Genomic DNA, 13,413 nt, shown 5'->3' on the forward strand with positions numbered 1-13,413 from the left:
CCATTTTATTTAGATATATCATTTGCAATATAATATAAACCAATTAACTATGCGAATAAATTTTAACTTCATTTAAAAAAAACTCATAAACTTGTTGTTGAAAATGTGCATCTATCTCATCGCTATTAACCATCAAACGACGCAAATGCGCAAAATCAATTTTTTTGACATATCTTTTTGTCATTTTTAGCTCATAATCTATATCTTTTAATAAAGTATCCAAATTTAGCTCACCACCTTGTGTAGCTTTGATCACATACTCTTTGACTGTTTGAACTAAGATATGAATACGTTTTTTATCATCACCATAAATATCCTTTGCAATCTCTACTACATCATCATAATCGCTATCTAGTAAGCTCTTTTTAGCTACCAACATCGCAGCTAAAATTTTAGCACGAAACTCTAATGAATAGTAATGTGGGACAAAAAGCTCACGAAAAATAGATAAAAAATGCAATTTATAGCTCATCATAATCCTAATTTAAGTAAAAAATAGATATAATTTTAATTCGCCTTTCCTTAGACCTGTGCAATGCTTTTAAAAAGCACCGCTTCAGGATGGGAACATAGCAGAGCACTTTTTAAGAGTGTGTGCCGCAGTCATCTGGGGAGAGGTTTTCTATCTCTAAGTCTTTTATAAATTCTATGCAAATCTTATCAAAATTTACACCTTCAATTTTTGGATTTTTCTTAAACTTAGATCTAATATTTTTAAATCCTTTAACTAAATCTTTACTTTTAACCCCATAACTAATAGATAATCCAGCCTCAACAAAAGCAGCTAAATTATCACAATATTTAAGTGCTTTGCCATCAATACTATTATACTCATTGCTATTTACATTATCCATACTTCCATGATAAGCTTGTGGTGTAATGCGATTTATTCGGTTTTCAAATTCATCTTTTTTTAGCATGCCATTCTCATCTCTAACACCTAAAATATAACTAAACTCATCTCTAAAACTTTGTGGAATATATGGCAAAATTTTATCTTCGATTAATCTCATTTCATATTCGCTAATTATCTCATTTAACCCATCTATACCATATTTTACTGGACTAATAATATCACGAGTAAGACTCTCAGGCAGATCATGAAACAACGCACAATAAAAGTTATTTTCTAATCGTTTATCACACGCACTAACCTTAAGTGAATAAAAATAACCAAAAATCGCTACAACAAGCATATGACCAAGCACTGCAGTCTCTGGAATTCGCTCAGTCTGTGCCCAACGCTTTTGAAATCTTAATCGTCCGCTTAAATCAACAATACGAGCAAGCTTTTGATTCATTGCAATCTTACGTACTCCAATAAGCTCATAATAATCTTCAAGCTCCTCATCAACTTGTTGTTTTAACTCATCTATACCATTTAAAAATTTACTAGTTTGATAGACAATGCTAAATTCCCATTTTGTAGCTAGATAACTAGCAGCTTTTAAAATGAGTTTTTCTTTTTGATGTGTTTTATCATCTTGAAAATATTTAAATCTTTCTAAGAATTTACCATCTTCAATATCTTCTATAAGTGGCTCTAAATTTGTTAAAATCCAGCTATTTATCTGTGCTGATTTAGTCTTTTGAATTTGATGAAAGACATCTGGGCGGATATCAGTTACTACAACTCTACTAAGAAACTCAAAAACTCCACCCTCAATAATATAGCGCATGTCCACATCATTTTCAAGTTTTGCAATAAAATATGCAATTATAAATTTATGTGCTTGTTTATCTAATTCGACTAAATCAACCATCTTAGGATAGTCATTCCATCTAGAGATATTTGCTGCTTTAAAGATATGTTCAATGAGCTTTGAATTTATCATTAATCAAATTTCCTAGTATTCTCACGTGTAATTGCACTAGTATCATATTTTTTCTCACTTGTCATATTGCTATCAATTTCGATTACAGTATGAACATTACCTCTTGGGTTAAAATCCCCAACTACTCTTAGATATTTTGGTTTTAATCTACTAAAAAGTGTTTCATAAATTTCATTTACACTATTTTCATGGCTGATATGACGATTTAAAAAGCTATTTATATAAAGTTTAATCGCCTTTAGTTCTATGACAAATTTATCAGGAACATATGTTACATAAATTGTAGCAAAATCTGGATAACCACTACGAGGACAAAAACAAGCAAATTCAGGTAGAGTTATGCGAATTGCATAATCTCTATTAGCTGTATTTGGCCAAATTTCAAAATCTTTATCAAGATTAAATTCAGTTATAATTTTTTCACCATATTTTAAATTTTCCATTTTTATCCTTAAACATCTAGATGTTTTACATCTTTAGCATGAGATTGGATATATTCACGGCGTGGTTCAACCTCATCACCCATAAATAGTTCAAATACATCGCTTGCACTTTGCATATCTTTTACATCAATTTTAAGTAAACGGCGATTTTCTGGATTCATAGTAGTTTCCCATAACTGCTCTGGATTCATCTCACCAAGACCTTTATAGCGCTGAATATATGCACCTTTTTTAGCACTTTTTTCGATGTTTTCTAATACTTCAAGTGGATCACCAGGTAGATCTATATCACGCTCTTTCATTTTAGAATATATATGTACAGCCTCTATATATAATGGATTTACAAATAAACTATCATTAATAATCAATTCTTCAAGACCATTTGGAGTTTGAACATAAACTCTAATCTCATCTTCACTAATATATGAATTTAAAATATTATAATTTTGACTTTCTAATTCAGCCTTAATTACCTCAAAAAGTTCGCTAAATTCATTACTAATAGCATCAGGATTTTCAATCATATATCTAATAGCAGTTAGTACATTAAAACGTTTTTTAAGCTCATTTAAAACTGTTCTATAAGCACTAATTAACTTTAAATAATCAATTAAATCATTATTTCCAATTCCTTCAAAATCCTCATTCTCAATACCAGTTTCTATCAGAAATTCATTTAAAGCTTTTTCATCTTTTAGATAAATTTCTTTTTTACCTTTTTTATATCTATAAAGTGGTGGCTGAGCTAAATAGACATTTCCATTTTCAATAATTGGTGTAAGGAATCTAAAGAAAAATGTAAGAAGTAGAGTTTGAATATGACTACCATCGACATCAGCATCAGTCATTATAATAATTTTGTGATACCTTAGCTTATTAGCATCAAATTCATCTCCAATACCACAGCCAAATGCTGTAATCATATTTTTAATCTCTTCAGATTTTAGAATTTTATCTAGGCGTGATTTTTCAACATTTAAAATTTTACCACGAAGTGGAAGAATAGCTTGAAATGCTCTATCACGGCCTTGTTTAGCTGAACCACCTGCAGAATCACCCTCAACTAAGTAAATTTCACTTTCACTTGGGTCTTTGCTTTGACAATCTGCTAACTTACCTGGGAGTGTTCCAACACTATTTAAGCTATCTTTTTTACGTGTTAAATCTCTTGCTTTTTTAGCTGCTTCTCTACCTCTTGCTGCTATTAAAGCTTTATTCATTATAGCTTTAGCTTCATTTGGATTTTCTTCAAAATATTTACAAAGTACTTCAAAACTCATTTTTTGTACGATTGGCTTTACATAGCTTGAACCTAATTTACCTTTTATTTGACCTTCAAATTGTGGTTCAGGAACTTTTACACTAACAACAGCAATAAGCCCTTCTCTAATATCATCGCCAGTAATTTTAGTATCTTTTTCTCGTGCTGAGGCATTAGCTGAAATATAATTTGTAATTGCTCTAGTAAGTCCAGCTCTAAATCCAGCCTCATGAGTACCGCCATCTGGAGTTTTAATATTATTTACAAAACTTAGCAAATTTTCACTATATGTCTCATTATATAAAAGAGCAAAATCAACTATAACATCATCTTCACCACCACTAAAACTAACTGCTTTACTAACTGGATTTGATTTATTCATATCAGTTACAAAACTCTCAAGCCCACCTTCAAAGTGATATGATTCTTTAAATCCATCTCTTTGATCTTTAAAATTTATAGTAATTTTTGGATTTAAATAGGCTAATTCTCTAAATCTTTTAGCTAAAATTTCTCTATTAAATTCAATAATTTCAAATATACTTTCATCAGGCCAAAATTCTACACTAGTTCCAGTTCTGTTAGTTGTTTTTATTACTTCTAATTCGGTTTGTGGAATACCAGCTGCGAATTCTTGACGATGTAATTTACCATCTCTTTTAATATTTACTACTAATTTTTTAGATAAGGCATTAACAACTGAAACACCTACACCATGCAAGCCGCCACTAACTTTATATGTATCCTTATCAAATTTACCTCCAGCATGAAGAACAGTTAAAACAACAGTTGCAGCTGATATATTTTCAGTTGGATGAATATCTACTGGAATACCTCTACCATTATCAGTAATTATAGCTGAACCATCAGTAGTAAGTTCAATATCAATTGTATCACAATGTCCAGCCATAGCCTCATCTATAGAATTATCTACTACTTCATAAATCATATGATGAAGACCATTTATATTAGTATCACCAATATACATACCTGGACGTTTTCTAACAGCTTCAAGTCCTTTTAAAACTTTAATATTTCCAGCACCGTAATCTTTTTTTATTTGCTCATCTAAATTTTGATTTGTTTGCATTTTAATCCTTAAACATTTATAGGCATTATTACTGTTTTTAATTCTGCACAACTAAGTACAAATGGAAGTCCTTGATCATTATAAGATAAAGTAAATTCACTATCTTCAATACTTGATAAGAAATCTAGAATAAATCTATTTTTCATTCCAAGAATTATAGTTTCATTTATATCAAAATTTTGTTCAATTATTGTTTTAGCTTCGCTATTGTCATTATTAATGCTTTCAAATGATATATTTTCAGGTGTTATTGTAATTTTTATAATTTCTGAAAGCATTGAGATTGTTTTAATTCCTTCAATCATCTTTTCACGGTTTAGAGTTATATTAATTTTAGTTTCTTTTGGAATAACTCTAGTATAATCTGGATAGCGGCCATTAATTAATTTTGTAAAAAATTCAAAATTTTGACTAATAGCAATGAATATATTTTCATCATAATAAATTTCAATATTTTCATAGAATATTTTTTGAATTTCAACTATGGCTTTTTTAGGAATGATTATACTAAATGGTTCACTATTTGATTCTATGTCTAAAGTATAGATACTTAGTCTTCTTGTATCTGTACCAACTAAGTTTATATTGTTATTTTTAATATCAATGAGTGCTCCGGTTAATTCTATTTTTGAATTTGCATTTTCAATTGAATTTGTGATTTTTTTTAGACTTTTACTTAGGTTTGCTGCATTTATATTAAAGCGTTTTTTATTTTGGATTGTTGGAAAATCTGGAAAATCATCAGCTTTTTGCATTGGTAAACGATATTTTGAGTTATTTTGTTTAATATAAAGATGATTTTGATTAGTTTCTAAGATAACTTCACCATCTTTTAAGCTTTTTATGATATCAAGAAGTTTTTTACCATTTGCAGTAGCTATTCCATCTTCAATTATATTTACATTTGAGGCTTTATAGCTTAGACCAATTTCATTATCTGTAGCTTTAATTGTTAGAATTGAATCTTTTGCATTTATGAATATGTGAGATGTTATTGAACTAAGATCTTTTTTATCAAGATAAGGGTTTGTATTTATGATAATTGATTCTAAAATATTCTTTTTGATTAAAACTTTCATTTTTTGCCTTTATTTTTTAAATTTATTTTTTCTTTTTAGTTGGTTTGTTGATTTTGTGAATAACTACACAAAACACCGCAAAATCGGGTAAATTTTATTGAAAAACTTTGAAGGGAATTTTCACACATATTCACTATTCCTTTGATAATATTTTATTTTTTAACTCTTCTAATCTAGCTTTAAAATAGCTATCGTTTTCCATTAGATTATTAATTTTTTTAATATTGTGACTAACTGCGCTATGATCTTTTAATCCAAAGTGTGAAGCTAGTTGTGGCATTGAATTTGGAGTTAGAGTTTTAGCTAAATAAATGCATATTCTACGAGCTTCTACAATATTTTTAGTACGATTTTTGCTTTTTATGTCACTTGGTTTAATATTCATTTCATGTGCTACATCTTTTATTATATTTTCTAGACTTATAGCTTCTTTTTTCTCTTTGATTTGATCTTTTATGACATTTTTGGCAAATTCAAGTGTGATATCTTGGCGCATAATATTTGCAAAAGCGTTAATATTTATAATTGCGCTTTCAATTTCTCTAATATTATCACCCATATTTGAAGCGATATATTCGATTATATCATCGTTTAGATCAATTTTGTCAAATTCACACTTGGTTTTTATAATCCTAATTTTTGTATCTAATTCAGGTGGGGTAATATCAGCCATTAATCCCCATTCAAAGCGACTTTTTAGACGCTCTTCAAAATCTTTTAACATTTTTGGAGGTTTGTCTGAGGTCATTACTATTTGACCTTTTTTAGCGTGAATTTCATTAAAGGTGTGAAAAAATTCCTCTTGTGTTTTTTCTGATTTGTGAAAAAACTGCACATCATCAATCAGTAAAACATCGCAATTACGATATTTTTCTTTAAATTTATTCATAGTTCGGTTTTCTAGATTTCGTATAAAATCACTAGTAAATTGTTCACTAGTTATACAAATTACTGTTTTGCCATTTTCTAGACATTCATTTCCTATGGATTGTAAAAGATGTGTTTTACCAAGACCAGTTGAGCCGTAGATAAATAGCGGATTATATGCTTTTCCTGGATTGCTTGCAACTTGTTTTGAACTAATAAATGCAAATTGATTAGAATCGCCAACAACAAAATTATCAAATGTATAGCTAGGATTTAATAGTGAACTTTGACTTCTAATTTCTTTTACATTTACATCTTTTGATTTTATACTTAAATTTGCCTTTTGGGTTGTGATTAAAACCTCAGGCTTTATACCTGTGTGAACTTCGTAGATATTAGCTAGTTTATTAGCATATTTTGTTTGGATAAATCTGGCTATAAGCTCATTAGGAGCGATGAAAACAACTCTTTGAGAATTTGAACCTTTTTCGCTAAATTTAATCCGTGAAATGTAATTATCCATCTCGCTTTTGGAGATCTCTTGACCCAAAATTTCAAGCGCTTTTGTGCCTAGCAATATTTTCCCTTTAAATTTATTAGCTAATATTCTACTAAAAATTTAATTAAAAATGACTTATTATGATATTATTATAAATTAAATTCACTAAAGATGTGAATAATGTGAATAACTTAAAAGGATATATGTGAAAATCTTAGGAATAGACCCTGGTACTCGCAATTGCGGCTATGCGATAATTCAGAAATTTGGCAGTAGAAAATCACTGGTTGAGGCTGGACTTATTAAAATAAAACAAGACGATTTACAATTTCAAATTACTCAGCTTTGTGAAGGTTTGGATCTAATATTTAAAGCACATAAAATCGATGCAGTAGCAATAGAAGATATATTTTTTGCTTATAATCCAAAAACAGTTTTAAAACTTGCACAATTTCGTGGAGCTTTAATGCTTAAAATTTTGCAAATTCATGGTGAATTTAGTGAATATACTCCACTTCAAATCAAAAAAGCTGTAACAGGCAAAGGAAAAGCGACAAAAGAGCAAGTTTCATTTATGGTAAAAAAGATGCTAGGAATAACTAAAGAGATAAAGCCACTTGATATTACAGATGCAATAGCAATAGCTTTAACTCATAGTTTTAATATAAAATCTTAGTAATTATAGCGTTTTATATCGGCTTGAAGTGGGTCAATGGCTTTACTTTTAGTTATGATTTTATGTCCGGCCCAAATAAGCAAAAATAGCCATAATCCAATATAACTAGTAAGAAGTGTGGTAAAATCTCTACCTTGTATTAAAGCTTCATAGTTTTGTCCAATTATTACAATAATACACATCATAAGTGCTAATATTGGCCCAAGTGGATACCATTTTGCTTTAAATGGTAGATCATTTACATCTTTACCTTGAGCGATATAGGCTTTACGAAATTTATAATGTGACCAGGCTATTCCCGCCCATGTGATAAATCCAGCTAAAGCTGAAGCATTAATAAGCCAAAAATATGCCGCACCATCTCCTAAAAGTGAGGTTAAAAAGCAAGCTGCACCTATAATCGCAGTAGCAATTAATGCATAAATTGGAACCCCTCTAGAATCAGTTTTTGCAAATATTTTAGGAGCTTTTGAACTTTTAGCTAAAGCATAAAGCATTCTAGTGCTTGAATATAATCCGCTATTTCCAGCACTAAATATCGCAGTAAAGATAACAGCATTCATCACGCTAGCTGCAAAAGCTACTCCAGCTCTATCAAATAAAATAGTAAATGGACTTTGAGCAATATCTGTTTCGCTATTTTTAAGTAAATTTGGATCTGTAAAAGGCAAAAGTGTACCAATAATAAAAATAGCAAATATATAAAATAATAAAATTCTCCAAAATATAGCATTTATAGCTTTTGGAATGCTTTTATTTGGATCTTTAGCTTCTCCAGCAGCAACTGCTACTAATTCAGTACCTTGAAAGCTAAATCCAGCTACCATAAAGACAGCTAATACTCCTAATGCTCCACCGACAAATGGTGCGCTTTGTCCTGTAGAAGTATCTTCTAAAAACCAGTTGTTAAATCCACTAACATGGCCATTCATAATACCAAAAATCATAGCTAAACCAAGCATAATAAATGCTATTACAGCTAGTACTTTTATTAGCGCAAACCAAAATTCACTCTCACCAAAAGATCTAACACTAAAGTAATTAATAAGTACAATTCCAGCTAAAAACAACCCTGACCAGATCCAAGCAGGTACATCAGGAAACCAAAATTTCATAATAATAGCTGCAGCTACAAGCTCAGCAGCAACTGTAATAGCCCAGTTAAACCAGTAGTTCCATCCAATAGCAAATCCAAAAGATGAACTAATAAATCTACTTCCATACTCATGAAAGCTTCCAGCTACAGGCATATATGTAGCTAATTCTCCTAGACTTTGCATTAATAAATAGACCATAAAACCTATTAATGCATAAGCTAAAAGCGCTCCACCAGGTCCAGCTGTAGCAATAGTATTGCCACTAGCAACAAAAAGTCCTGTACCAATAGCACCGCCAATTGCAATCATATTTAAATGGCGTGAGTGCATTGCTCGTTTTAATGTATTTTGATTTGACAAGATAATCCTTATTAAATAGAATTAAAAGATTCATAGCTAGAATAGATCTTAGCTATGAATTAAATTTATTGACACCCTTCACACTCAATGCTACGATCAATTGGTTTATTATCGAGTTGACTTGAGTCTGGGCTTTCACTTCTTAGGTAGTATGTTGATTTTATTCCTAAAGACCATGCTAGCATATATATATCGCTTAGATATTTTCCGCTTGCTTTATCTAAACTCATAAAGATATTTAGACTTTGGCCTTGATCGATCCATTTTTGACGGATTGCACCAGCTTTGATTAGCAGTCTTTGGTCTAATTCATAGGCTGGGGTATAATATTGCCAAGTATCTGGACTTAAATTTGGTACTACACATGGAGTCATACCGCTTAGATTTTGTTCAAACCATTTTCGCTTATAAACTGGTTCTATTGTTTGGGTTGTGCCTACTAAGATACTAATGCTTGATGTTGGTGCAATTGCCATTAAATAGCCATTTCTTATACCATCTTTTTTTACCTTTTCTCTTAGTTTTGCCCAGTCGCAGTTTCCTTCATCAAATAGACTTCCACCACGATTTACCAAGGCTTTTGCATTTTGATTGGCTAGGTCAATTGGAAATATTCCTTTTGACCAGTTTGAGCCTTCAAAATCTGGATATACACCTTTTTCTACTGCTAAATTACTTGAGGCATATATAGCATTATAGCTAATATTTTCCATAATTTCATCTATCTTTTCTAGATGTTCGTAGCTACCCCATTGTATCTGTTTAGTAGCTAGCATCTCGGCCTCTCCCATCACACCTAGACCAATTGAGCGACTAGCTATATTTGTATGTTTGACCTTAGCATGTGGATAAAAATTTAGATCAATAACATTATCAAGCATTCTAATAGCAATTGGTGTAACTCTAGCGATATCTTCAGGAGTATTGATCTTGCTTAGATTGATGCTAGCTAGATTACATACGGCTGTTTTGCCATCTGTTAGTCCTTTTTCTACTATAAATATATCTTTATTATTTAATCTATCTAAAGCAGTAATTTTTTTAGCTTTTTTAGTATAGCCTCCATCTACAGTTATATCACTATTTTCATCAAATAAATCGTAGCTTCCATCTGTATATATTACCTTTGTTTGGTAATAGTTTGGTTCTGTATTTTGAAATATCTCGGTACATAAATTTGAACTTCTAATTATACCTTTATGGGAATTAGGATTGGCTCTATTTGCGCTATCTTTAAAACATAAAAATGGCATACCGCTTTCAAAATAACTAGTAAGAATTTTTTTCCATAATTCTTTTGCTTGGACTACACTTTTGGCTATATCTGGATCATTTTCATATTTGATATATCTATCTTTAAATTCATCTCCATATAGATCGCATAAATCTGGTGTATCAGCTGGGTCAAATAGTGTCCAGCGTTCATTATTTTCTACCCTTTGCATAAACAAATCATTAATCCATAGTGCTGGGAATAGTTCGTGAGCCCTGCGGCGTTCTTCGCCTGAATTTTTTCTAAGGTCAAGAAAATCACTAACATCCATATGCCATGGTTCAATATAAACAGCAATCGCCCCTTTTCTAGTACCAAGCTGATCAACAGCAACAGCAATATCATTTGTAACTTTTAAAAATGGAATTATTCCACCAGCTGCGTTTTTGTGTCCATCAATGCTACCACCCATTGCACGGACTTTAGACCAATCCCATCCGATTCCACCACCAAATTTAGATAATAAAGCCATCTCTTTATAACTATCAAAAATTCCTTCTATATTATCAGGTGTGCTTCCTACATAACAACTAGAGAGCTGGTGCCTAGTAGTTCTAGCATTTGATAGAGTTGGAGTAGCTAGCATAACTTCAAATTTACTAATGATATCATAGAATTTTTTTGCCCAGCTTTGTGAGTCTAGTTCATTTTGAGCTAAAAACATAGAAATTGCCATAAACATTTGCTGAGGAAGTTCTATAGGCTTTCCATTTCTATCTTTGATAAGATATCTATCATATAGGGTTTTTATACCAAGGTAGGTAAATTGCATATCACGTTCTGGTTTGATATATGCGTTTAGATCATCTAGGTCATATTTTTCTTTAAGACCTAGCAAAATTCTACCTTCCTTTTCAGCTTTAATTAGATAATCTTGAAGACTATTATATCCACTAAATCCAGTAGCTTTATGGTATAAATCATATAGAAATAGTCTAGCTGCGACAAATGTCCAATTTGGCCTATCTATGTCAATCTTATCTACTGCAGTTTTAATAAGGGTTTGTTGTATCTCTTCGGTTGTGATATTATCACGAAATTGAATTTTTGCATCAACTTCAAGTTCGCTTAGACTGACATTATCTAGCCCTTCTACTGCTTCGCTTGTGTATTTTTTAATCTTAGAGATATCTAGCTCTTCGGTTCTGCCATTTCTTTTTATAACTTTCATATACCGCTAGCCCTTATTTAAATCTCAAACACACGTTTAAAAATCGCATCTACATTTTTTGTGTAGTAAGAGTAATCAAAGCACTCTTTTATAGCATTTTCATCTAGTTTTTTTCTCAACTCGCTATCATTTAGTAGGTTTTGAAGGAATAGACTTTCGCCATTTTCATTGATCGCTTTTTTGCCCTCTTGGAGATCTTCCCAAACTTTCATAGCATTTCTTTGGACGATTTTATATGCATCTTCTCTGCTTACTCCAAGTTTTGGAAGTTCTAAAAGGACTCTTTGAGAAAATACTAATCCACCAGTTAAATTTAAATTTTTCATCATATTTTCTGGATATACGACTAAATTTGCTAGTAGGCCATTTAATCTATTTAGCATAAAATCAGTTGTGATAAAAGCATCTGGTAGAATAAATCTCTCTACGCTTGAGTGACTGATATCTCTTTCATGCCATAGTGCTACATTTTCCATTGCTGGAATAGCATATGAGCGAATCATTCTACATAATCCTGTTACATTTTCACTTAGTACAGGGTTTCTTTTATGTGGCATTGCTGAGCTGCCTTTTTGCCCTGGAGAGAAGTACTCTTCTGCTTCATAAACCTCTGTTCTTTGATAGTGGCGAATAGCAACAGCAATTTTTTCACAACTACTAGCTAGTATAGCAAGTGCTGAAATTACTTGAGCGTAACGATCTCTTTGGATTACTTGATTACTTGCTGGGGCTGGATTTAGGCCTAAATTTTGACATACTAGTTCTTCAAGTTCAAGTGGGGCATGCGCAAAATTTCCCATTGCTCCACTGATCATACCAGTGCTTATTACTTTTTTAGAGTGCATTAATAGTTCATATGCTCTTTTAATTTCATCGTGCCAGATTGCAAGCACAAGTCCAAATGTAATAGGCTCACCATGAATACCATGACTTCTACCTACCATTAGAGTATTTTTATGCTCGTTTGCTCTTATTTGGATTGTATTCATCAAAGTTTTAACATCATCTAAGATTAGCTCCATACTATCTTTTATCTGCAAAGCTACAGCTGTATCTATACAGTCGCTACTAGTCATACCAAAATGGACAAATCTACTCTCATCTCCAAGGCTCTCGCTAACACTTGTTAAAAATGCTATAACATCATGTTTTGTAGTTTTTTCTATTTCATCTATACGAGCAATGTCAAATTTAGCATTTTCACAGATCTTTTGACAATCGTTATCTGGAATAAATCCTAGCTTATTCCAAGCTTTTACTGCTGCTATTTCAACCTTTAGCCATGCATCATATTTAGCTTGCATACTCCACTTATCACTCATAACTTTTCTAGCGTATCTTTCTACCATTTCAGAACCTTTTTTGCTGATTTTTTATATAATAGTTAATCTAATATTATATAAAAAATGTTCTAAAAGTTAGGTTAATAAATGGCATATGTTAAGATGAAAATTGGTGAATTTATCGGGCAGAAAACTTATCAAATTTTGTTATCTCGTGGCTATACAATGAGCCAAGCTCAAAAGCTTTGTGATAAGGGTAGATTAATTGATAAAAATGGTGTGACATTAGATAAAAATAGTACTGTAAATGGTGAATTATTTTTTATAGATTATGAGTGTAAGCCAGTGGGAGTAAAGCCGATTTTTGAGTGTGATGAATTTGGAGTTTTTGATAAACCAAGCGGAGTTTTAACTCATCCAAATGGTAGATATTGTAATTATAGTTTATGTGATGAAATTTGGGCTTTATGGGGAAAAAA

General features: G+C 31.2%; 9 protein-coding genes, 1 other RNA gene and 2 pseudogenes. 3 read left to right on the plus strand and 9 right to left on the minus strand.

Going from position 1 to position 13,413, the window contains the following annotated elements:
* Positions 1 to 43 precede the first annotated feature (43 nt).
* Entirely contained in the window at positions 44 to 472 is a 429-nt protein-coding gene (locus J6V67_RS06065) for a hypothetical protein (protein ID WP_291860222.1), read from the minus strand.
* Positions 473 to 519: 47 nt separating this feature from the next.
* On the opposite strand from J6V67_RS06065, the gene ffs reads away from it, so the two are divergent.
* Positions 520 to 617: signal recognition particle sRNA small type (ffs, locus tag J6V67_RS06070), an RNA gene on the plus strand.
* Positions 618 to 650: 33 nt separating this feature from the next.
* On the opposite strand, the pseudogene J6V67_RS06075 reads toward ffs, so the two are convergent.
* The 5 genes and pseudogenes from J6V67_RS06075 to dnaA form a co-directional block, all read right to left on the minus strand.
* Positions 651 to 1,835, minus strand: a pseudogene (locus tag J6V67_RS06075) (HD domain-containing protein); the annotation flags it as partial.
* Positions 1,835 to 2,278, minus strand: coding sequence for a preQ(1) synthase (queF, locus tag J6V67_RS06080; RefSeq protein WP_291860226.1), 444 nt, complete (start codon positions 2,276 to 2,278; stop codon positions 1,835 to 1,837). The gene queF and the pseudogene J6V67_RS06075, both read right to left, overlap by 1 nt.
* A gap of 8 nt (positions 2,279 to 2,286) precedes the next feature.
* Complete coding sequence (gyrB, locus tag J6V67_RS06085; RefSeq protein WP_291860243.1) at positions 2,287 to 4,599, minus strand: DNA topoisomerase (ATP-hydrolyzing) subunit B; 2,313 nt, start codon at positions 4,597 to 4,599, stop codon at positions 2,287 to 2,289.
* A gap of 38 nt (positions 4,600 to 4,637) precedes the next feature.
* Positions 4,638 to 5,708: a DNA polymerase III subunit beta gene (dnaN, locus tag J6V67_RS06090; RefSeq protein ID WP_291860229.1), complete on the minus strand. Its 1,071-nt coding sequence runs from the start codon at positions 5,706 to 5,708 to the stop codon at positions 4,638 to 4,640.
* Positions 5,709 to 5,841: 133 nt separating this feature from the next.
* A complete protein-coding gene (gene dnaA, locus J6V67_RS06095) occupies positions 5,842 to 7,152 on the minus strand; it encodes a chromosomal replication initiator protein DnaA (RefSeq protein ID WP_291860231.1) in 1,311 nt (436 codons plus the stop codon).
* 121 nt (positions 7,153 to 7,273) lie between these two features.
* On the opposite strand from dnaA, the gene ruvC reads away from it, so the two are divergent.
* A complete protein-coding gene (ruvC, locus tag J6V67_RS06100; RefSeq protein ID WP_291860246.1) occupies positions 7,274 to 7,750 on the plus strand; it encodes a crossover junction endodeoxyribonuclease RuvC in 477 nt (158 codons plus the stop codon).
* Here the strand turns inward: ruvC and J6V67_RS06105 are convergent.
* The 3 genes from J6V67_RS06105 to purB form a co-directional block, all read right to left on the minus strand.
* A complete protein-coding gene (locus tag J6V67_RS06105) occupies positions 7,747 to 9,207 on the minus strand; it encodes an amino acid permease (RefSeq protein ID WP_291860234.1) in 1,461 nt (486 codons plus the stop codon). The two genes, ruvC and J6V67_RS06105, sit on opposite strands and share 4 nt — an antisense overlap.
* A 65-nt stretch (positions 9,208 to 9,272) precedes the next feature.
* A complete protein-coding gene (locus J6V67_RS06110; protein WP_291860237.1) occupies positions 9,273 to 11,651 on the minus strand; it encodes a ribonucleoside-diphosphate reductase subunit alpha in 2,379 nt (792 codons plus the stop codon).
* Between the two features lie 17 nt (positions 11,652 to 11,668).
* Entirely contained in the window at positions 11,669 to 13,000 is a 1,332-nt protein-coding gene (gene purB / locus J6V67_RS06115) for an adenylosuccinate lyase (RefSeq protein WP_291860240.1), read from the minus strand.
* An 81-nt stretch (positions 13,001 to 13,081) separates the two neighbouring features.
* Between purB and J6V67_RS06120 the strand changes: the two are divergent.
* Positions 13,082 to 13,413: pseudogene (locus J6V67_RS06120) on the plus strand (RNA pseudouridine synthase); the annotation flags it as partial.

Origin of the sequence: Campylobacter sp. (assembly GCF_017646085.1) — a bacterium.
In the GTDB taxonomy this organism is placed as follows: Bacteria; Campylobacterota; Campylobacteria; order Campylobacterales; family Campylobacteraceae; genus Campylobacter.